Below are 21,191 nucleotides of genomic sequence, written 5' to 3'. Positions count from 1 at the left end.
CCCCGCAATGACGCTACGGATAACGCCGATGGACGCCGTATTTGTGTTTCCAGACCTGGTACGACAGACGGCTGCGCTTGAAACTGTCCACGAATCGCTGCGTGTTGTCGAGCACGCGCCTCGCCTCCGCCAGGCTCATTTGCCTTGAGAAAATGGCTTGGCCGAACTCCTCAAGGTCAATGACGTGGTAGTACGACCGCTCGTACAACAGGACATCCACGTACATGTCTTCCACGTAAATGCATTCCTGATCTTCCCACACCTTGACGAGATCCACGTAATGGTCAAAGCGCAAGCGGGGATGCTTTACCGGTACGCCCTTGTCCATACACGTGCTGACGGCAATCCCCCACTGCGGATAGATCTCGCGCAGGTGATTCGTGTATCCCTGTTCGAATGCGGGGCGCTGCACGACCACCAACCCTGGTCTGCGAACGAGCTTTTCAATCACGAAAGGCTCATTCGAGCGGTCGATTCCGCGTTCTTCGCGCTTGTGAATTTGTTGAACGCGGCCTTCTCGTAGCGCCACGAACGCCCCTCCTGCCTGTCCATAAGATCCGCTTTCCATATAGACTACCATGAGTTGCGTAAATCACAAAGCCAAGGAAGGGCGTCACGACGGCCGCGGTCCGCGGCGCGGCTTGAATCTCCGCCTTGCATGCCGCCCGGCTGCAGGCGCAACGGAGCCACGGCTGCGGGACGAGCGGATGCGCATTCGCTTGCCCCGCACAACCCGGGCGCGCTTGACAGCCCACCACGCGCCAACGCCGAAGGCCGCCAACAGCAGAAAGTACACGTACCACGGGGCAGCCTCCAGAGGCTCGGCGTACGTCAGCGAGGCCGCGTCCGCATGTTCAATGACGACCCACTTGCCGTCTGCACCAAACAGCCGACTCTGAGGCGGCAGCATGGCGCGGTCGCCATTTATGGGGTTGTAGAAGAGGAGATAGCCCTCTTCATTTTCGCCTTCGTATTGCCAGTCGTCGATCACGCGCTGGCCGAAGTTGACCTCATGATACAGGGGATCTCTCGCAACGAAGGGCATGATCAAGCGGTAGCCTTCGTAAACTGTGAGGAAAAGCGCCAGGCCTGCGGCAATCATCAGCCATACAGGCGCCCGCCGCCGGTTTCCGAGACGCATCCTCCTCGCCATCCGCCACACCTCCGGTTCTCCTGGGTGGATTCTATGAACCGGAACGGACGGAGAGAACGAGTGCGGACACGCGGCGTCAAACGAACAATTCTTCGGATTCGACGAGCTTTGTCAACTGCTGAACAGCCGCCTGCTCATCTGTGCCGCTCGCCCGAATGACAACGCGCTCACCGGGCGGGATGGCCAGGCTCATGACACCCATAATGCTCTTGGCGTTCGCCGCCTTGCCGTCCCTCTCCACGAACACTTCTGACTTGAAACGCGTCGCCTCTTGAACGAACTTGGCGGCCGCGCGAGCAAACAAACCGCCGCGCAAGCGGACAATCGTCTCTTTCTCAAACATTCTCATCACCAAGTCCTCAGGATTGATCTTGAGTATACCACTCCACGCACCCTGAAAGATAGCGGTTTCACGGCTCTTTATGGGTCATTTCTGACGATTTATCGACAGCCGCGTGACCATTTCCTGAACGATCTCGCAGCCGATCCGCGATCTCCTCCAGCTTGCGAAACCGGTGGTTCAGCCCCGACTTCGACACCCGCCCCCCAATGGCCGCGCTCAGCTCCTGCAAGTTTGACTCCGGATACTGAAGTCGCAACAACGCGGCCTCGCGCAGGTGCTCCGGCAGGCTCTCCAGGCCTATGGTATGCTCGATCCGGCGAATGTGTTCCAGTTGCCGGATGGCTGCCGAGATGGTTTTATTCATGTTGGCCGTTTCGCAGTTCACCAGTCGATTCACCTGATTTCGCATCCCCTTCACGATCCGCCGGTCCTCGAACTGGAGCAGCGCCCGCACCGCGCCAATCACGCTCAAGAACTCCACGATCTTTTCGACCTCTTTGATATAAACGATGTACCCCTTTTTTCGGCCCGCCACACGTGCGTTCAGGCCGAAATGGTTCATCAATCGCATCAGCCATTCGGCGAGATCGAGGGAATGCGCGTAAACTTCCAGGTGATAGGACGAGCTCCCCGGCGCGTTCACAGAGCCGCCAGCGAGAAATGCCCCGCGGAGGAACGCGCGCCGGGCGTCATCCTTACGCGGCAGCGCCCATGCGGCAGCCAAAGGCCCGTCCGCCATTTCGCCGCCGTATCCGAGCTCCGCCAACGCCTGCTCGGCCTGCGCACGGCTCAACCGCAGGGTATACACGTGATTCTTCTTGAGTCGCATCTTCCGCCGCACCACGACCTCCGGACGAATACCCAACAGCTGCTTGATGGACGTGTAGACGCGCCTGGCCGTGGCTACGTTCTCGGTTTCAATGACGAGCGCGCCCCCGCCCTCCTTCGGGCGAAACGACGCACTCAAGGCGAACACCGCCATGAGCTCGTACCGAGTTGCCGCGGGATCCGAGGCGATCTGCGTCAATTCCTTTTTGGTCTCCGCGGCAAACGACATCGTAACCTCTCCTATCTCGTCGGGCGCTTTGCATCCCGCTCATAGCCCAGGAGGCTCACAATCTGCTCGGCTACCTTCCGGCTATCGTGACGGGCGTAAGTCGCGTAGTGAATGAAGTCGCGGGCGATGACCTTGAGCCCGAGCTTGTGCAGTTCCTCCATGTCCACCCGTACCGGATAACTCATCTGCTCCTGATAGCGCCGTAGAGCCTCCTCGGGCAACGGGGCCGCGTTCACGAGCACGTAATTGAACAGCCGGTGCTCCACATGGCGATAAATCGCGCGCACGTGACTCGAGGCCGACAGGTCGTCGGTCTCCCCGCGCTGGGTCATGACATTGCATATGTAAATCTTACAGGCTCGGCTCGACGCGATGGCATCCGCAATACCAGGCACCAGCAGGTTTGGCAATACGCTTGTGTACAAACTGCCTGGCCCCACGACGATCGCGTCCGCCGACTCGATGGCCGAAAGGACGTCCGGCAGGGGTTCGAGGTTCGGCGGCACGAGTTCAAGGCGCTCGATCCGCCCGGCGGCCTCCGGAATTCTTGATTCTCCCTCGACCACGCGCCCATCTTCTAGGTACGCGCGAAGGCGAACGTCCTCGCGCACGGCTGGCAAAACCTTCCCGCGAACCGCCAGCACGCGGCTCGTCTCGCGAATCGCCGACTCAAAGTCACCCATGATGTGCGTCATCGCCGCAAGGAACAGGTTGCCAAAGCTATGACCTTCGAGTCCTTCACCCGCGGGAAAGCGAAACTGCAGGAGGCGCTCCAGCAACGGCTCCGTGTCCGCCAGGGCGACCAGGCAGTTGCGGATGTCCCCGGGCGGCGGCATGGCGAAGTCATGCCGCAGTCGACCGGAACTCCCGCCGTCGTCCGCCACGGTCACAACGGCGGTGAGATCGACGTCGTACTCCTTGAGGCCGCGCAGAATGGTCGACAGTCCGGTCCCCCCGCCGATGCACACAATCTTCAGCCTGCGCTCTCGCCACTTTTGGATGCGCCGCTGGCGCCGAATGTCGGACCACCAGCCGAACGCAAGCAGCACCACCGCCGCGAGCACGACCGCGACGCCGATCTCGGCAGCGTGCGGCCAGCGCGACAGCCGCAAAACGCCCGTCAAAAGGCCCATGCCGAAACAGGCGATGGTCCACGCGAGCAACCACCACTGTCGCATGGGCTAATCCTCCCGCCTGAAGTCCCGGTGCGTCAGATCGACGACGGCAATATCCCGCAGATGCGCCGCAATGTGCTTGGCGACCGCCACGGAACGATGCTTACCGCCTGTGCAGCCCACGCCGATGACGAGATGGCTCTTTCCTTCCCGCTGAAACTCCGGGATCAGAAAATCGAGCATCTCTTCCGCCTTCTGTAGAAATGACTGCGTCTGCGGCCACTGCATCACGTAGTTGTACACCGGTTCATCTTCCCCGGTGTAGGGACGAAGATGGTCGATATAGTGAGGATTGGGCAAGAAACGCACGTCGAACACCATATCCGCATCGAGGGGCACGCCGAACTTGAACCCGAACGACACGACGTGTACCGGCAGGCGCACGGCGTGTTCGACAAACCGGCGACTCAGTTCCTGCTTCAGTTGATTGGCGGACAGGTTAGATGTGTCGATCACGACGTCGGCCGCCTGCCGAACGCCCGCGAGCTTCTGGCGCTCAGCCTGGATGCTCTCGAGCAACCTGCCGCCCATCGAAAGCGGATGGCGGCGGCGAGAAGCCTTGTACCGCCGCACGAGCGTCGCGTCGTCTGCGTCAAGAAACACGAGCGTGACCGTGACGTCTTTGCGATCTCGGATCTCCTGAACGGTCATCAGCAGCGGTTCGAAGAGTTCTCCTCCGCGCAAGTCACAGCCAAACGCCATCTTGCTGAGCTTGCCCGACGCGTGCTCGGCCATATCGATGAGGCGCGGCATGAGCGCAGGCGGCAAATTATCGACACAGAAAAAGCCAAAGTCTTCGAACGCCTGCATCGCGGTGGACTTGCCCGCACCTGACATCCCGGTCAGCACGATCGCCTGCAAGCGATTGGTCACAGCACATCCCCCTCTTGGCTGCGCGCAAACAGCGGCTCCAGCGGATAGCCGTCGGGATCCATCTCATAGCGAAGCAGGCGATGCTCCGCGTCATAAGAGAAGCTGCCAAAGAACACTCGGTCATCCCCGCGCTCCTCGGCGGCGATGGCGTGCAGAAGCATGATGCGATCTCCTTCGTCCATGGGCAGGCTCGAAAGTTCCATCTTCGTGACGACAGCGAGCGTGCCCTCTCGATGGACGGTATGGAGACTCCCCGAGGCGCCTCGGCCGAAGAACTGTGCGATGATACGCCGTTTCTCGCCTTCATCAGGCCCTGCGGCGATGTGGATCTCGTACACCCCGCGAAGGTCCGCGTCGTCGAGTTCGAGGCCCGTTTCCTCCGCGAACTCGCGCATGGCTGCGAGTCTCCACGATTCTCCTGGTTCGACCTTGCCGCCCGGCAGGTACCACCATCCGCGGCGCGGTTTGCGCAACATCACGAACCCGCCGTCAAACGGTGCATAGCAGTTGACGATCACCTGCAAGGCGCCCACCCCATTTGTGAACAGCATAGCATGCTCCGTCAAAAGTATACCAGGGATGCGGTCGACACAAAAAAGTGGCACTCGGAATCCGAGTGCCCAAGAACCTCTATATCAAAAGGGGGTCAAATGTGCTACGTCTATAGAGTAGACCGCGCATGTTTCAACCGTGTTACATCCTCGTGAAATTTTGATGACCGCCGAACATTTTCCGACGCTGCTCATTCCTCTCGGCTGCGCCGGGCATGCCACCCCGCGCGCAGAACGACCTGTTCCAAGCGCGAGCTGCACTTGCTGAGCGACGATGCGGAGACGTTGAATTGCGCGGCGAGATCGCGCTGCACGACGGGCACGCTCGCATAGCGCAATACGACGTACAGAAGCCCGGATGCCCAGGTCTCGGGTTTCACGATGCGCTTTTTCAGATCGAGGAACAGCTCGTCGTACAAGTACGTCAGCCAAAACCTGCGCGCCTGGCCCACGAGATCTCGCAGACCGCGAGCCATGAGCCACGTCTCCGCCAGGTCCCAGACCTCACGCCACTGAGGCTGAAGGTCGAGAATGATGTCTTTGCGGACATCCTCGAGGCGAATTTCCGTGGACCCGTTGGCGCGCCAAATCCGGACAGCGCCCTTCGCACCCATCCGCTTGAGTGCCACGAGAGTCTGCTCCTGAAGCGACGCGTCAATATCGGACCGAGCCAAAAACGACTTGAGCGCCTGTTCGGCGTCATTGTCCCCGACCACCGCGAGCGCGCGAATGACGCGCTGGCGCACCTCACGGTTGCCATGGCGCAAACTCCAGTACAGGGAAGCCCGAAGCAGAGGATCCCGCTTCCATTCGTCAGGAGACGACGTCTGCAGACGATCTCGGACTTCGGCGAGTTGCATCTCGACGGGAATGTCGAGCTGGTAACCAGCGCTCACGGTGAGAAGACCCGCCGCCCGCGCTTGCCGCACCCGCTCGAGGTGATAGTCCGCGACGCGCGCGCAGTCCTCGAGCCGCACCAACTGCCTCCACAGGGATTCCGCAGCGCGCAGGTTGCCCAGGTTGGCGTGCGCCGCGGCCAACCCGTGCAACAACATCGGGTGATCCGGCGGTACGAGACGAGCCAGGCGGCGAAAGGCCAAGAGCGCATCCGCGTGGCGGCCGACAAACCCGAGCGTGATGGCGACTTTCAACGCGATGTCCGGATGAAGCGGGATGACCTTGAGGAGCGGCTCCACCGCTCGCGCGAGCCGCGCTTCATCTCCGAAATGTTGCAACAATATCGCTCGGTTGCAAAGCGCATGGAGATTGTCCGGCTGGCGATCGAGCACGCTCTCCGCCATCGCAAGCGCCTTCTCGTACTGACCGGTGTAATAATACGCCAGGCTCAGATTGTTGCGCGCCGCGATGTGAGATGGATCAGCCTCCACCACCTGCTCCAGCCACTCCACAGCGACCTCGAACTGCCCGTTTTCGAGAAAGTAGCGCCCGTCCTGAATGGCCTGCATCGTTTCCGCGCGCGCTTCCTCGCGCCTTCTGCGCTCGATCGCCTTGCCGCCGCCAAACTCGTCGATGAGAATGGAGAGCATCTCCTCGGCCTCAGCGGCGTATTCGCCATCCGGATCATGATCCAGGTAGCGGAGGAGATGCTCTTCAGCCGCGTCGTAGTCACCGAGATTGGCGTAGTTGTTGGCAAGGTAAAACCAGCATTCCGACATGTGCGGATCCATATGTTCAAGCACGTAGTGCAATAACTCGTTCGACGCTTCAAAGTCACCGAGTTCCGCGAGCACACCCGCAAGATTGCAGTAATTGACCGGATTGTCTGGTTCGTACTCGACTGTCCTCTGGAACGCTTTCACCGCGCGCGCCAGATCATTCCGCTGCAGAAAGCGCATGCCGCGCTCAAAAAAGTAGGACGCGTCCTGCTTCATCGCGATCACGTTCTCGGGTCGGTCCATCTGGCTGTAGCGATGGCGACGTTTGTCCATTTGCACCTTGTGCAGCGCCTCCCTTTGCATCTTCCAACGGCACACGCACTCGAGGGTCGTCGAGCATACGCGCTTGTCGCGCTCGCAACTGGTGGAAAAAGTATAGCACAGCGGGCCAAAAATGGCGAAGTTCCTCAAGAAATTTGTACATGCTATAATGAATAGACGCTTTTCGAGGACTGTACAGGGGGATGAACGTGAAATCGATCAAACGTGCCATCGCACATGCGATTGCAGAGGTCGTCGTGCGGCCGACGGACGAGATCGCCCGCATGCTGGAGTATCCGCCAAACCCGGCGCTTGGCGATCTCGCGCTGCCCTGCTTCCAGTTCGCGCGGGAGATGCGCAAAAATCCAGTGCAAATCGCGCAGGATTTGGCGGATCGCGTCCGGCAAGTCGATGGCGTGGAGAGCGCGCAGGCCGAGAAGGGCTTTTTGAACATCCGGCTGGCGCGGGCCCCGTTCGCGGAGCGCGTGGTGGGACAGGCTATCGCCTCGGTGCATGACCTGTTTTCACAGGAACGGGGACGCGGTCGGACAGCCGTGATCGACTACTCGTCACCCAATATCGCGAAGCCATTTGGCGTCGGGCATCTGCGCTCCACCATCATCGGCCACGCGCTTAAGCGCATGATGCGCGAGGACGGTTGGAAGGTGGAGGGCGTCAACCACCTGGGAGATTGGGGCACGCAGTTTGGCAAGGTGATTGCGGCCTATCTCAAGTGGGGCAGCGAGGATGAGGTGCGCAGGGATCCGGTCAAGGAGCTGTTCCGCCTGTACGTCCGGTTTCATCAGGAGGCGGAGTCGTCGCCCGAGCTCGAAGACGAGGGACGCCTCTGGTTCAAAAAGCTGGAAGATGGCGATCCGGAGGCGACACGCCTGTGGCGATGGTTCATCGACGAGAGCCTGCGCGCGTTTAAGCAGGTCTACGACCTCCTGGGCGTGGAGTTCGAGCATTACATCGGCGAGAGCTTTTACAACGATAAGATGGACGCCATTGTGCAGGAGTTGCGCGCCAAGGGGCTGTTGATGGAAGACCAGGGTGCGGAAGTGGTGGATTTGTCCAAGTACGACATGCCGCCCTGCATCATCGTCAAGTCGGATGGCACGTCCATCTACGCCACGCGCGATCTCGCCGCGGCTGACTATCGGCATCACGCGTTTGGCGCAGACACGCTCCTGTATGTCGTGGGCGCGGAGCAAAAGTTGCACTTTGAGCAGGTGTTCAAGGTGCTCGAACTCATGGGGCGGGACTACGCGAAGAACTGCGTGCATGTCCAATTTGGGCTGATGAAATTCAACGGTCAGCGCCTTTCGACCCGGCGCGGGCACGTGGTCTACCTCGAAGACGTCCTGCAGAAGGCCATCGAGGAAGCGCGCGCCATCATTGACGAGAAAAATCCTGGGCTCGAAGACAAGGAAGCCATCGCCCGCCAGGTCGGCGTGGGCGCTGTGATCTTCAACGATCTCAAGACGTACCGAGTTCATGAAGTGGATTTTCGGTACGAGGACGTGCTCAATTTCGACGGCGAGACCGGCCCGTACGTGCAGTACACCCATGCCCGCGCGTCGAGCGTACTGCGCAAGGCGGAGGCGGACCAGGTCGCGTGGGACCCAAGCTATGCGCCGGATGACGCGGAGTGGGCGCTCATTTTCCTTCTCGCGCAGGCCAACGAGTCCTTGGAGCGCGCGGTTGATACGTACGATCCGTCCGTGATCGCCCGTTACGCTCTGCAGCTTTGTCACGCGTTCAATCGCTTTTATCACGACCACCCTATCCTGCAGGCAGACGAGCCAGCGCGCAGATCGAGACTCGCGCTCACGCGGGCGGTGCGCGATGCGCTCGCGAAATCCCTCTATCTTCTTGGCATCGAAGCACCAGAGGAAATGTGAAAAGCGGCGGAGATGTCCGCCGCTTTTGCTTTGCACCGTGCACGCACCGCGGACGGGTTGGCCGACCGTGCGGTCCGTCGCGCCGCTCAGGTGTTTCCCTCGGACTGTGACGAGATCATCTGCTCCAGCTCCGCCGCAAACTGCTTCGCCGCGTCGAGCCCCATGCCCTTGAGGCGGAAGTTCATCGCCGCCACCTCCACGATGACCGCGAGGTTACGACCGGGCCGCACGGGCACCGTCACCTTCGGCAGCTCGATGTCCAGGATCTTCATGGTCTCCGTCTCGATCCCGAGGCGGTCGTACGCGTGGTTATCTCGCCAAGCCTCAAGGTGCACCACCATCGAGATGCGCTTGTGCGTCCGCACGGCCCCTGCGCCAAACAGTGTCATGGCGTTCAGGACCCCCAGGCCGCGGATTTCGATGAGGTTCTGCAACAAGGGCGGCGCGCTGCCGACAAGGTAATCGTCGGAGATCTGCCGGATGACCACCGCGTCGTCCGCCACAAGCCGGTGCCCTCGTTTGATGAGCTCAAGCCCCGTCTCGCTTTTGCCAATCCCGCTCGAGCCGATGATGAGCATCCCGATGCCGTACACGTCGACCAACACGCCGTGCTGCAGCGTCTCCGGGGCCAGCTTGTCCTCAAGGTAGTTGGAGATGCGCGCGGTCAGGCGCGTCGTCACCATGGTCGTGCCGAGCACGGGGATGCGGCGCGAAGCCGCCTCGTCCAACAACATCGGCGGTGGCGAGTCGCCACGCGTGATGATGATACACGGCGTCTGCTGATACGAGCAGAAGGCAAACGCGCGCAGTGCCCGTTCCTTCTCGTTCAGACCGCGCAAAAACGACAATTCCGTTCGTCCCAAGATCTGAACGCGTTCCGCCGGGTGATAGCGAAGGTAGCCGGCCAGCGCCAGCCCTGGGCGATTGATGTCGCGCGTGTAAATCATGCGATCCAGATCCGCGTCCTCGTTGAACACGTGCAAATCGAGATCGCGAACGAGCTGCCTGACGCTGACTCCTCGCGGATTCGACACGGCCCATCCTCCCTTCCCGGCGCTCAGTCGCGGGCCGCTTCCAGATCCAACGCCCGCCGTGCGGCCATCCGAGCGCGATCCCGCTCCAGGATGGGCCCGAGGAACCGCCCGGTGTGCGACTGGGAGTTGCGGCAAATGTCTTCAGGCGCGCCGGCCGCCACGACCTGGCCTCCGCGGCTGCCACCCTCCGGGCCGAGATCGATGAGATAGTCCGCCGTCTTGATGACGTCCAGGTTGTGCTCAATCACGAGCACCGTATCCCCATTCTCGACCAGGCGGTGAAGGACCGTCAAGAGCCGCTCGATGTCCGCCACGTGCAGCCCCGTCGTGGGCTCGTCCAGAATATACAGCGTGCGCCCGTTCGACCGGCGATGCAGCTCGGACGCCAGTTTCACGCGCTGCGCCTCGCCGCCCGAGAGCGTCGTCGCCGGCTGGCCGAGCTTGATGTAACCGAGCCCTACGTCCACCAACGTCTGCAAGCGGCGCCGGATCCGCGGAATATTTTCGAAGAAAGAGCACGCATCCTCCACCGTCATGTCGAGCACATCCGCGATATTCTTGCCCTTGAAGGTGACCTCGAGCGTCTCGCGGTTGTACCGCTTGCCCTTACACACCTCGCAGGGCACGTATACATCGGGAAGGAAATGCATTTCAATTTTGATGATCCCGTCGCCCTTGCACGCCTCGCACCGTCCGCCGCGCACGTTGAATGAGAAGCGCCCTTTCTTGTAGCCGCGCATCTTCGCCTCGTTCGTCGCGGCAAACAAGTCGCGGATGTCGTCGAACACGCCCGTGTACGTAGCTGGGTTCGATCGCGGCGTGCGCCCAATCGGCGACTGATCGATATCGACCACCTTGTCCAGGTACTCGAGCCCTAAGATGACGTCGTGATGGCCCGGCTTGACGCGCGCGCGGTTCAGGTCACGCGCCAGCGCCTTGTGGACGATCTCATTCACCAGCGTGGACTTGCCCGAACCGGAGACGCCCGTGACGCACGTGAAGAGCCCGATGGGAATGCGGACGTCGATGTTCTTCAGATTGTTCTCGCGCGCGCCGCGCACCTCCAGCCAGCGACCGTCCGGCTTTCGCCGCTCCTCTGGAACGGGAATGAACCGCCGCCCGGACAGATATTGCCCCGTGAGCGAAGCGGGATTTTCCATGATCTCGGCCGGCGTCCCCTGCGCCACCACCTCGCCGCCGTGAATGCCCGCGCCCGGGCCCATGTCGATGATGTGATTCGCGGCGAGCATGGTGTCCTCGTCGTGCTCCACCACGATCAGCGTGTTGCCGAGATCGCGCATGTGCTCGAGCGTGCGGATGAGGCGCTCGTTGTCCCGCTGGTGGAGGCCGATGCTCGGCTCGTCGAGGATGTACAGCACGCCCATGAGCGAAGAGCCGAGCTGCGTCGCGAGCCGGATCCGCTGCGCCTCCCCGCCCGACAGCGTACCAGCCGATCTCGCCAGGGTCAGGTAATCGAGGCCCACATCCCGCAAAAATCCGAGCCTGCTCTCAATCTCTTTCAAAATCTGGCGAGCGATGTGCATCTCCTTCTCGGAAAGCTCGAGCCCCCGGAAAAACTCGAGCGCCTCGCCGACCGTCATCTCCGTGACTTCGGCGATGTTTTTCCCGCCCACGCGGACGGCCAGGCTCTGCGGCTTGAGACGCCGACCGTGGCAAGCGGGGCACGGCTTCGCGCTCATGAAAGACTCGATGAATTCGCGGATGGACTCGGACGTCGACTCGCGGTATCGGCGTTCCAGATTGGGAATCACGCCTTCGAACGGAATGTGGGCCGTCTTGTGCTGGCCAAAATCGTTCTCATACGAGAATCGAACCGACTCGCCATTTCCGCGCAGCAGAAGCTGTACGGCCTCATCCGGCAACTCCGCCACCGGCACGTCCGTCGGGATGCCGAACGCCCTGCACGCCGCTCGCAGCAGTTCCGGGTAGTAATTCGAGAACGATCCGCTCCAGGGCGCGATGGCGCCTTCTTCGATGGTCAGCGACGGATTTGGGATGACGAGCTGCTCGTCCACTTCCAGGTTGACACCGAGGCCTGTGCACGTCTCGCAGGCGCCAAAAGGGCTGTTGAACGAGAACATGCGCGGCGCCAACTCGTCCACCTGAAAACCGCAGTGCGGGCATGCGGCGTTCTGACTGAACAGCATTTCCTCGCCGTCGATGACGTCGATCACGACAATGCCGCCGGACAGGGCGAGTGCCGTCTCCAGCGAATCCGCCAACCGGCTCGCGATGTCATCGCGCACGACGAGGCGGTCGACGACCACCTCGATGGTGTGCTTGCGATTCTTCTCGAGCTGGATGTCCTCGTCGAGATCGCGCACTTCGCCGTCGACGCGCACCCGGACGAAGCCCTGCTTCCGCATCTGCTCGAATACCCGCTGATGCTCGCCCTTGCGCCCTCGGACCACCGGCGCCAGCACCTGGAGCCTGGTGCGCTCGGGCAATTGGAGGACGCGATCGACCATCTGCTCGATGGTCTGGGACTGAATCGGAATGCCGCAATGGGGGCAGAAGGGCTGCCCCACCCGCGCGAACAGGAGCCGGAGATAGTCGTAGATCTCGGTCACCGTGCCAACCGTCGATCGAGGATTTCGGCTGGTCGTCTTTTGGTCAATGGAAATCGCCGGCGACAGACCGTCGATGGCGTCGACGTCCGGCTTGTCCATCTGGCCCAGGAACTGGCGGGCGTAAGCCGAGAGCGACTCGACGTACCGCCGCTGTCCCTCGGCGTAGATGGTGTCGAAGGCGAGCGACGATTTGCCGGATCCGCTGAGGCCGGTGATCACGACGAACTTGTCGCGCGGAATCTTGACGTCGAGGTTTTTCAGATTGTGCACGCGCGCTCCGCGCACGTGAATGTAGTCCTGTGGCATGCCGTCTTCCTTCTTCCTTCGCGCCTCACGACGCGTCCATGAGTTCCATGATCATGTCCCGAAGCTCTGCGGCGCGCTCGAAGTCGAGCGCTTTCGCGGCCGCCTTCATCTCCTGCTCCAACTTCGCGATGAGCTCCTTGCGCTCGCGGCCCGACATCGTTTGCGCCTTTTCCGCAACGGCCACATAGTCCTCTTCCGACTCCGCCACCTTCGTGGACTCAATTACGTCCCGCACCGCCTTGCGAACGGTCTGCGGCGTGATATCGTGTTCTCGGTTGTACGCAATCTGCTTTTGCCGCCTGCGCTCCGTCTCCTCAATGGCGATGCGCATCGACTCGGTGATGGTATCGGCGTACATGATGACCGTGCCGTTCGCGTTGCGCGCCGCACGGCCGATGGTCTGAATGAGCGACGTGTGCGACCGGAGAAACCCTTCCTTATCCGCGTCCAAGATGGCGACAAGCGACACCTCCGGCAGATCCAGCCCCTCTCGCAAGAGATTGATGCCCACGAGCACGTCGAACACGCCGCGCCGGAGATCGCGCAAAATCACCATGCGCTCGATGGTCTTGATGTCCGAATGGAGGTAGCGGACCTTGATGCCAAGTTCTTTCAGATAATCGGTCAGGTCCTCCGCCATCTTCTTCGTCAGCGTGGTCACGAGGACGCGCTCGTCGCGCCGGATGCGCTCGCGAATTTCTCCGACGAGATCGTCAATCTGCCCCTTGATGGGCCGCACGTGGATCTCCGGATCCACGAGCCCTGTCGGGCGGATGATTTGCTCGACAATGCGCTGCTGATGTTGCCGCTCGTAAGGCCCTGGTGTGGCGCTGACGTAAATGCACTGACCCACGGCCCGCTCGAACTCCTCGAACTTGAGCGGCCGGTTGTCTGCCGCAGAAGGCAGTCGGAACCCGTGGTCAATGAGTGTCAGCTTGCGGCTCCGGTCGCCGTTGTACATGCCGCGCAACTGCGGAAGGGTGACGTGCGACTCGTCGATGAACGTGACGAAGCCCGGCGGGAAGTAATCGAGCAGCGTGTACGGAGGCTCGCCGGCTTCGCGGCCCTCCAGGTGACGAGAATAGTTCTCAATTCCGGAGCAAAACCCCATCTCGAGCATCATTTCGATGTCATAGTTGGTCCGCTGCTCGAGCCGCTGCGCCTCAAGCAGCTTGCCCTGAGCGCGCAGTTCCGAGAGCCGTTCCTCCAACTCCGCTCGGATCCGCTCGATGGCCCTCTCCAACCGCTCGCGCGATGTGACATAGTGCGACGCTGGAAACACGCTGAAATGCGCCCTCCGCGCCACCACTTCGCCGGTCAGCACGTTGATCTCCGAGATTCGGTCGATCTCGTCCCCAAAAAATTCGACGCGAATGGCGTTCTCATCGCGCGACGCCGGGAAGACTTCGACGACGTCTCCTCGCACTCGGAAGGTGCCTCTCGTAAAGTTGACGTCGTTGCGCGTATATTGCATATCCACCAGCTTGCGAAGCACCTGATTGCGTTCCATCGGCGCTCCGACGCGAAGCGACAGCACGTGGTGCCGATACTCCTCAGGATTGCCGAGGCCGTAGATGGCGGATACACTTGCCACCACAAGCACGTCGTTGCGCTCTAAAATGGCGGCCGTCGCCGAGTGGCGCAGTTTGTCGATCTCGTCGTTGATCTTCGCATCCTTCTCGATATACGTATCCGTCGACGGAATGTACGCCTCCGGTTGATAATAATCGTAGTAGCTCACGAAGTACTCCACCGCATTGTTTGGGAAGAACGCGCGAAACTCCGCCGCCAGCTGTGCGGCGAGCGTCTTGTTGTGCGCGATGACGAGCGTTGGGCGATTGATCTCCGCAATGATGTTGGCCATGGTGAACGTCTTGCCCGATCCCGTCACGCCAAGCAACGTCTGGTGACGGAGGCCACTGTACAACCCGTCGACGAGTGCCTCGATGGCCTGGGGCTGGTCTCCCTGAGGCTTCATGTCCGTCACGAGCTCAAATTTGCCAGGTAATTGGGACACGCTACGCCCTCCTTGCTCGTTCACTCATCCGAGGACGGAGATGGACACAGCTTCACTCTATCACACCGAACGAGAAAAAGGGAACAAACGTTCCCTTCCAAGTTGCGATGCAGTCAGTTTGCTATCACCTGTTCATTATAAAAAGGGACACCGCCACGTGCAAAGAAAACCCCGCCTCTTCTCGCGCGTTCGGCCTGTACAGGCGCGCGTTCGCAAGGCGGAGTTTCTCACCGTCACCGGGGACTTTGGACATCAACTGGTAGGGAGGGCCGGGGCAGTTCCCGGCGCGTACATCTTGCGCAGGATAACGATATTCACGCGGCGATTGGCCTGGCGTCCCGCGGGTGTCGCGTTCGACGCCACCGGATGGTATTGTCCGTACCCCATGCCGGCCAGGCGCGTGGGGTTGATGCCGTGATCGGCCAGAAAGCGCACCACGCTCATGGCGCGCGCGGCGGAAAGCTCCCAGTTGGACGGGTAAACGGGCGTGTTGATGGGCTGCGTATCCGTGTAACCTTCCACCACGATGTCGTTGGATATCTGCTTGAAAAACGGGATCAGCCCTTGAATGATGGCCTTGGCCTTGGGCAGCAGGACGGCCTGTCCCGTGTTGAAGAGCGCCACATCCCGCATCGTAATTTGCACACCGCGCGCCTCATCCACTACCTGCACTTCGCCCGTCAGGTGATGGTTCGCGATGTATTGCTGAATTTCCCGATATAACATGTCGAGCTGCTTCGCGTCGGTGAGGTCCTGGTTCGACTGCTGATTCTGCGTCGTCGAGTTCGTAGGACTGTTCGGGTTCTGCAGGTTGTCGGGAAACTGCTGGCCGTTGTTCTGGTCGCCGCTTTCCAGGAGCGCCGTCGTCCCCATATTCAGCGGAATCTGCTGGCCTGGATGAAGCGCCTGGTACAGCGACTCGGCGAGCGTCGCAAACCGAGTCTTGTCGATGGTCGACATGGCGAACATCACGACGAAGAACACGAGCAAAAGCGTAATGAGATCGGAATACGTCACCAACCAACGCTCGTGGTTCTGCTTGTGCTTAGGCTTCTTGCGCCGCTCCACTCTGGACCCCCGCCTTCTCCTTCTCGTCGCGATCGGACGCCGCCAGGAACGAGAGCAGCTTCTGCCGCAGAACGTTCGGATTTTCGCCAGCCTGGATGGACAGGATGCCTTCCAGCGTCATCTCGCGTTCGAGCATCTCCTCCTGCGATCGCGACCGCAGCTTGTTGGCAACCGGGAGCCAGAAGATATTTGCGCTCGCGACGCCGTACAGCGTGGCGATGAACGCCGTCGCAATCTCGGGTCCCAATGAACTCACGTCGCTCAGACTTCCGAGCACGTGCACGAGCCCCATGACTGTGCCGATGATGCCCATGGTCGGGGCGAATCCGCCCGCAGCTTCGAACATCGCAATCCCGACCTCGTGCCGCTCCTCGATGTGCGCGAGCTCCGTCTGCAACATGTCCTTGACCAGTTCCGGGTCGATCCCGTCCACGATCAGCCGAACGCCATTGCGCATGAAGGCGTCGTCGAACGAGTTGACGTGGTCCTCCAGCGCCAGAATGCCCTCTCGGCGGGCCATGACGGCGAGATCGACCAACTGGTCGATCTGCGTGCGTGGGTCTCGCTTGGGCGCGAAGAAGGCGATTCGCAGGTACTTCGGCAGAGAAAGAAACACCTTCAGGGAGCTCGACAACATCGTGGCGCCGAGCGTGCCGCCGAACACAATCATCATGGCGGAAGGCTGGATCAGCGCCGCGATGTTGCCCTTGTCGAGGATATACCCCCCGAGGAGACCGCCAATGCCGAGGAGCAATCCGAGTACCGTTGCGAGGTCCATGGGAACGCCTCCCTCTACGAACGAGATCTGTCATCGCGCCTCATCAAGCCCGGCGCGCGCAGGTACAGTGTCTCAAGAAAGCCGAACGGGCGCTTCAGCCGAAAAGCTGGTTCTTCCCCTGGCAAGACGAAGATAAGGCCGAGATTGTGGCGCTCGCCTTCGAAGACGGGGCTCGACACCAGCCTGGGTTCGCCGTGATGGTCCGCAATTTGAAAGCGGGCATAGGCCGGATTCTGTTCCAGCGCGAAGTGGAAATCGTACTCCGTGTGAACGGGTGCTTGGTTCACGTGCGTGATGAGCTCCCCGGGCCGAATGCCGAGCCGTTCTGCAAGCGAACCACGGATGACATACAGGACGCGAACACCTTGACTGTCCGGGGCAAACTGAGGCTCCAAGCTCCGATCCATTCGCCGTATAACAATACGGAACAGCTCCGTCACAACGATTGACGCGCCCGCCGCATAAAGCGCTGCCTGCGAGCGCCAGAGGTAGGCGCACGCAAAACCCGCGGCCAAAATGAGCCCGCGAAATATGTCGAGCCAACGCAGATGATTCAGCGCGCGCTCCACGCGCAGCGAGGTCAGAAGCGCATGCCAGCCAAGCGCTAATGGTACAGCGAACCACTCCAAGGGTTGGCCCAAAGGCGCGTGCCAGGGATGCCAACCCGAGACGAATACAAACTCGGGGCGCGCGACTGGCGTAATCCACACCGCCACAGGCACCACATAGCCGAACTGAAGTTTCATCGCGCCCATGCGGCGGCCTCGCCGCGACGTCACAAGAGCCGGAAGGATTGCATCCCGAGTCCCCCACAGGCTCAGCAGAGCCTCGGCCAGCGCCGCGGCGGCGGCGATAGCCAGCCAATCCGCCTGCGGCATCTCCACGATGGCTCGCCAAACGGGCAAAATCGCCGCAGGCACGGAGCCGTGATACGCGCGCAAAAGCGCAGAAAGCAAGACGGAAATCGAGATGGCGGTGGGCGCAGCGGCCAAACGTGATCGGATCACGCCGAGCACAATCGACACGGCGAACACATACAGCGCCGAAGAGATGGTGACCCGGACGCCGACGGCAAGCAGCGCAACACTCGCCACAACTCCCACGGCGACAGCTCGCCCGTAGCGAAGGAGGAGCGTCTTCCCGATTCTTGTGATGCGCAAACCAAACCACATGCGCTCTCGGCGAACGTTTCTCACCAGGTCCCAAATGACGAAACCTGTCGCCAAGTAGTGATAAGGATTGAGCACAAAGCTTAGGAGCAACAGGCCGACGAGCGCCCACCAGCCATTCGCCGTCACATGCATGAAAGCGTATCCCTTTCTCTAGCCAGCGGTGAAGCCATATTTACACGCGCAGAAAGCGCCGGACGGTGATGACGCCTCCCCACATGCCGATGAGAAGCCCCATGGCAATCAGGATCACCGCTAGCTTGACCTCGATCTGACCTGCCTGGACAAGCGGAAATGCCAGTCCGCTGAACACGCCCTTCGCCTTGACGTAGAGCGAGCGATAGCCATACACGAGAAGCACGACTGGAATTGCACTGCCGATGAGCCCGATGATCATGCCCTCGATGATGAACGGCCATCGAATGAACCAGTTGGTGGCGCCGACCAGCTTCATGATCTCGATCTCCCGGCGCCGGTGAAAAATGGTCATGCGGATGGTGTTCGAAATGAGGAACATAGACGTAACGACGAGCCCCACCACAAACACAATACCAATGTCCCGCACGACGGCCAGGGTACGGAAGATGGCGGCCGCGAGCTTGTGAGGATCGCGCACCGCCGCCACCCCTGGGATCTCGCTCACCTCTTTGGCCAACCGGTCGATCTGGTGCGGATCCTGTGGTTTGACCACAATCTGAATCGGAAGCGGATTTTGCTTGAACGCGTTCAACACGTCGCTCAATTCCTGGCCAAGTTCTTGCTTCATCTGCTGAAGACCTTCGTTCTTGGAGATGATCTGCACCGACGCGATCCCAGGAAGCGCGCGTATTTCCTGCGCCACCTGCTCTCCCTGCTGTTCGGACGCGTTGACGTTCAAGAACGCGCTGAACTCCAGCTGCCCCGTGACGCTGTTTGACATCTGCGCCACGTTGAAGGTGAGGATAAGCGAAAAACCGAGCACCGCCAGTGTCACAATCACAGCGCTTAACGCCGCAAACGACATCCATCCGTTCCTGATGACATTTTTAAATCCTTCGCGTACGTGCCGCAACCATCTAGTCATCATAGCCGTAATACCCTTTCTCCTCGTCTCTCACGATCACGCCGTTCTCAATCGCAATGACGCGCTTTCGCATGGTGTTCACAATCTCTCGGTTGTGTGTCGCCATCACGATGGTCGTGCCGAGATCGTTGATCCGCTGGAAAAGGCGCATGACGTCCCACGACGTCTCCGGATCTAGGTTGCCGGTCGGCTCGTCCGCGATAAGAACCGCTGGATTGTTTGCAAGCGACCGCGCGACGGCCACCCGCTGCTGTTCACCGCCAGACAACTGATGAGGATACATGCTCATTTTCTCTTCCAAGCCAACTTGTTCAAGTACTTCCCGCACCCGCTTGCGAATGTACTTGGGGGGCGCGCCGATGACTTCCAACGCAAATGCCACGTTTTCAGCCGCCGTCAGCTTGGGGAGCAACTTGAAATCCTGAAACACAACGCCGATGGTCCGGCGCAACAGAGGAATCTTGCGATCCTTCAGCTTCTCAATGTTAAATCCGTTGATGAAGATGTGGCCGCGCGTAGGTCGCTCCTCGCGGTACATCAGCTTGATGAAGGTCGATTTTCCGGCTCCACTCGGACCGACGATATACACAAATTCGCCCTTCTGAATGTGAACCGAAATGCCATTCAGGGCCTGGGTCCCGTTGGGATACTCCTTCCAGACGTCCTGCATTTCAATCACTGTACGGATCTACCCCTCATCCCATGATGTAGTGACCAAGTGCTTGTCTCTCGTCTCTTGTGACCTTCTTGCCCCGACGCACATTGACCCCCACGACACATACTGACCCACTTCGACACCGAGCAGCAAAAATCCTGTTGGCAAATGGTGTCCAAGATGCGAACTTGGCTCATAGCGTTCTGAGATCGGCGCTCCAGATTGCGGTGGAAAAGCGGCGCACGGCTTCTCGGTCAACCCAGTCCGCCACGCCGCAGCATCGCGGCACTTGAATGACGCCGGGCTCGGCAAAAACAATGGGCTCCTTCAGCAGATCTCGCTCGAAATACCGACTGCTTGGGCCGAGATCGGTCTCATGATTCATGGATGGCAGCGACGCCGCCATCAACCCATGCAAGCGCCCGACGCCTGTTTCGTACATTCCACCCACCCAAGTGGCAATTCCCGCCTCGTGGGCCGCGGCTAAAATCTGCAACGTGGCTGCAAACCCGCCCAGCCGCCCGGGCTTCACATTGAGCGTCCGGGCCGCTCCAAGCCTCGCAGCAAGTCTCAATTCACTCACAGAGCGGATACTTTCGTCGAGGCAAATTGGCGTCCGCAGTGTAGCCTGTAGTTCGGCGAGATCGAACCAGTCATCTTCCGCGAGCGGCTGTTCAATGAATTCCAAGTTGTACACATCCAGTTGTTGGAGGATGTGAGCATGTTCCGCACGATAGCTCCCGTTCGCGTCCGCGGCAATTGCAAGGTCGGGATAACGATGTCGGATTGCCTGAAGAGGAGCGAGATCGTGGCCCGGTTCAATCTTCAGTTTCACCCTGCGGAATCCTTGCTCCACCGCCGTTTCCACAGACTGAATGAGCGCATCAAGCGACTCCGACATCCCGAGCGTCACACCCACGTCCACGCGGTCCCGACCACCCCCCAGCAGTTCGATGAGGGGCTGCCCTTTCCTCGCGGCCTGCCAATCCCAAATGGCCATCTCCAGTGCAGCCACACTCATGCGGTTGCCACGCACGTCACGAAAGGCCTCGCAGGCATTCCGAGGATCCACATCTTCGCCAACCGCGCGAAGCCATCTCGCCATTCTCGGAAGCAAGTGATGTACAAGCACAGTCCAGGCGCTATCGGCGCACTCCTCTGTGTAGGTTGGCTCGGCGAGTGCAACGCACTCCGCCCAGCCCTCAATTCCGTCGTCATCCTTCAGTTGGACAAGAATCGCCTGCTTGTCACGGATATCCCCATGAGCGGTACGCATCGGAAGCCGCAGAGGCAGAGATAACCGATACAAAGTGCAAGTCCGAAGCATACAGGCCCCTCTCTCGTGGCACCACGGAAAGCACAGACAGAACAGAATTCCATGTTGGAATCAGCGTAGACGTATATTTCAAGACAAGAGATGTTGCAACGACACAAGCGTACGTCAACGCGTCGTGTGTCCGTCCGTGGCCCATTCTTAGCACCACTTGTCACAACAACAATGCCTCTGTAGAGGTTCA

18 protein-coding genes are annotated in these 21,191 nt (G+C 60.4%); 1 reads left to right on the top strand and 17 read right to left on the bottom strand.

Annotated elements, in window-relative coordinates; genetic code table 11:
- Positions 1-13: 13 nt before the first annotated feature.
- The 8 genes from AMA01_RS10640 to AMA01_RS10605 form a co-directional block, all read right to left on the bottom strand.
- Entirely contained in the window at positions 14-529 is a 516-nt protein-coding gene (locus tag AMA01_RS10640) for a hypothetical protein (RefSeq protein ID WP_067850777.1), read from the bottom strand.
- Between the two features lie 84 nt (positions 530-613).
- The gene (locus AMA01_RS10635) at positions 614-1,141 is read right to left on the bottom strand and encodes a hypothetical protein (RefSeq protein WP_231862921.1); all 528 of its coding nucleotides are present in this window, start codon (positions 1,139-1,141) and stop codon (positions 614-616) included.
- An 88-nt stretch (positions 1,142-1,229) separates the two neighbouring features.
- The gene (locus AMA01_RS10630) at positions 1,230-1,496 is read right to left on the bottom strand and encodes an HPr family phosphocarrier protein (RefSeq protein WP_195868014.1); all 267 of its coding nucleotides are present in this window, start codon (positions 1,494-1,496) and stop codon (positions 1,230-1,232) included.
- Positions 1,497-1,563: 67 nt separating this feature from the next.
- Positions 1,564-2,553: a DNA-binding protein WhiA gene (whiA, locus tag AMA01_RS10625; RefSeq protein WP_067850772.1), complete on the bottom strand. Its 990-nt coding sequence runs from the start codon at positions 2,551-2,553 to the stop codon at positions 1,564-1,566.
- 11 nt (positions 2,554-2,564) lie between these two features.
- Positions 2,565-3,731, bottom strand: a complete 1,167-nt coding sequence (locus AMA01_RS10620) for a gluconeogenesis factor YvcK family protein (RefSeq protein ID WP_067850770.1) — start codon at positions 3,729-3,731, stop codon at positions 2,565-2,567.
- A gap of 3 nt (positions 3,732-3,734) precedes the next feature.
- Positions 3,735-4,601, bottom strand: a complete 867-nt coding sequence (rapZ, locus tag AMA01_RS10615) for an RNase adapter RapZ (protein ID WP_067850769.1) — start codon at positions 4,599-4,601, stop codon at positions 3,735-3,737.
- Positions 4,598-5,119 carry an NUDIX domain-containing protein gene (locus AMA01_RS10610; protein ID WP_269447901.1) on the bottom strand — a complete coding sequence of 174 codons (522 nt, stop codon included), beginning with the start codon at positions 5,117-5,119 and terminating at the stop codon, positions 4,598-4,600. Before AMA01_RS10610 ends, rapZ begins: the two co-directional genes overlap by 4 nt.
- Before the next feature lie 224 nt (positions 5,120-5,343).
- On the bottom strand, positions 5,344-7,101 hold the full coding sequence (locus tag AMA01_RS10605; RefSeq protein ID WP_231862926.1) for a tetratricopeptide repeat protein: 1,758 nt from the start codon (positions 7,099-7,101) through the stop codon (positions 5,344-5,346).
- A 191-nt stretch (positions 7,102-7,292) separates the two neighbouring features.
- Between AMA01_RS10605 and argS the strand changes: the two genes are divergently transcribed.
- Positions 7,293-8,993, top strand: a complete 1,701-nt coding sequence (argS, locus tag AMA01_RS10600; RefSeq protein WP_082744138.1) for an arginine--tRNA ligase — start codon at positions 7,293-7,295, stop codon at positions 8,991-8,993.
- An 86-nt stretch (positions 8,994-9,079) separates the two neighbouring features.
- Here argS and hprK read toward each other — a convergent pair whose 3' ends face one another.
- The 9 genes from hprK to menC all read right to left on the bottom strand — a co-directional run bounded on the left by hprK (position 9,080) and on the right by menC (position 21,001).
- Positions 9,080-10,027 (bottom strand): HPr(Ser) kinase/phosphatase, encoded by a 948-nt coding sequence (gene hprK / locus AMA01_RS10595; RefSeq protein ID WP_067850763.1) that lies wholly within the window; start codon positions 10,025-10,027, stop codon positions 9,080-9,082.
- Positions 10,028-10,050: 23 nt separating this feature from the next.
- Positions 10,051-12,924, bottom strand: a complete 2,874-nt coding sequence (gene uvrA, locus AMA01_RS10590; protein ID WP_067850761.1) for an excinuclease ABC subunit UvrA — start codon at positions 12,922-12,924, stop codon at positions 10,051-10,053.
- 25 nt (positions 12,925-12,949) lie between these two features.
- On the bottom strand, positions 12,950-14,941 hold the full coding sequence (gene uvrB / locus AMA01_RS10585) for an excinuclease ABC subunit UvrB (RefSeq protein ID WP_082744136.1): 1,992 nt from the start codon (positions 14,939-14,941) through the stop codon (positions 12,950-12,952).
- A gap of 252 nt (positions 14,942-15,193) precedes the next feature.
- The gene (locus AMA01_RS10580) at positions 15,194-16,009 is read right to left on the bottom strand and encodes a flagellar motor protein MotB (protein WP_067850759.1); all 816 of its coding nucleotides are present in this window, start codon (positions 16,007-16,009) and stop codon (positions 15,194-15,196) included.
- A complete protein-coding gene (locus AMA01_RS10575) occupies positions 15,987-16,787 on the bottom strand; it encodes a flagellar motor protein (RefSeq protein WP_067850757.1) in 801 nt (266 codons plus the stop codon). Before AMA01_RS10575 ends, AMA01_RS10580 begins: the two co-directional genes overlap by 23 nt.
- 14 nt (positions 16,788-16,801) lie before the next feature.
- Complete coding sequence (locus AMA01_RS10570; protein ID WP_067850755.1) at positions 16,802-18,091, bottom strand: PDZ domain-containing protein; 1,290 nt, start codon at positions 18,089-18,091, stop codon at positions 16,802-16,804.
- Between the two features lie 40 nt (positions 18,092-18,131).
- Positions 18,132-19,019 (bottom strand): permease-like cell division protein FtsX, encoded by an 888-nt coding sequence (ftsX, locus tag AMA01_RS10565; RefSeq protein ID WP_269447900.1) that lies wholly within the window; start codon positions 19,017-19,019, stop codon positions 18,132-18,134.
- Positions 19,012-19,698 (bottom strand): cell division ATP-binding protein FtsE, encoded by a 687-nt coding sequence (ftsE, locus tag AMA01_RS10560; RefSeq protein ID WP_067850751.1) that lies wholly within the window; start codon positions 19,696-19,698, stop codon positions 19,012-19,014. Before ftsE ends, ftsX begins: the two co-directional genes overlap by 8 nt.
- 169 nt (positions 19,699-19,867) lie before the next feature.
- Positions 19,868-21,001, bottom strand: a complete 1,134-nt coding sequence (menC, locus tag AMA01_RS10555; RefSeq protein ID WP_067850749.1) for an o-succinylbenzoate synthase — start codon at positions 20,999-21,001, stop codon at positions 19,868-19,870.
- Positions 21,002-21,191: the final 190 nt, after the last annotated feature.

The sequence above is a fragment of the Alicyclobacillus mali NBRC 102425 genome (assembly GCF_001570745.1).
In the GTDB taxonomy this organism is placed as follows: domain Bacteria; phylum Bacillota; class Bacilli; order Alicyclobacillales; family Alicyclobacillaceae; genus Alicyclobacillus; species Alicyclobacillus mali.
The sequence above is the reverse complement of the archived record's forward strand: the minus strand, read 5'-3'. Positions and strand labels throughout refer to the sequence as shown.

Excerpts from the sequence above, each read along its gene's own strand:
- AMA01_RS10635 (WP_231862921.1), bottom strand. The coding sequence starts at position 1,141 with ATGCGTCTCGGAAACCGGCGGCGGGCGCCTGTATGGCTGATGATTGCC.
- AMA01_RS10630 (WP_195868014.1), bottom strand. The coding sequence starts at position 1,496 with ATGTTTGAGAAAGAGACGATTGTCCGCTTGCGCGGCGGTTTGTTTGCT.
- whiA (WP_067850772.1), bottom strand. The coding sequence starts at position 2,553 with ATGTCGTTTGCCGCGGAGACCAAAAAGGAATTGACGCAGATCGCCTCG.
- AMA01_RS10620 (WP_067850770.1), bottom strand. The coding sequence starts at position 3,731 with ATGCGACAGTGGTGGTTGCTCGCGTGGACCATCGCCTGTTTCGGCATG.
- AMA01_RS10605 (WP_231862926.1), bottom strand. The coding sequence starts at position 7,101 with ATGGACAAACGTCGCCATCGCTACAGCCAGATGGACCGACCCGAGAAC.
- argS (WP_082744138.1), top strand. The coding sequence starts at position 7,293 with ATGAACGTGAAATCGATCAAACGTGCCATCGCACATGCGATTGCAGAG.
- uvrA (WP_067850761.1), bottom strand. The coding sequence starts at position 12,924 with ATGCCACAGGACTACATTCACGTGCGCGGAGCGCGCGTGCACAATCTG.
- AMA01_RS10575 (WP_067850757.1), bottom strand. The coding sequence starts at position 16,787 with ATGGACCTCGCAACGGTACTCGGATTGCTCCTCGGCATTGGCGGTCTC.
- AMA01_RS10570 (WP_067850755.1), bottom strand. The coding sequence starts at position 18,091 with ATGCATGTGACGGCGAATGGCTGGTGGGCGCTCGTCGGCCTGTTGCTC.
- ftsX (WP_269447900.1), bottom strand. The coding sequence starts at position 19,019 with ATGACTAGATGGTTGCGGCACGTACGCGAAGGATTTAAAAATGTCATC.
- menC (WP_067850749.1), bottom strand. The coding sequence starts at position 21,001 with ATGCTTCGGACTTGCACTTTGTATCGGTTATCTCTGCCTCTGCGGCTT.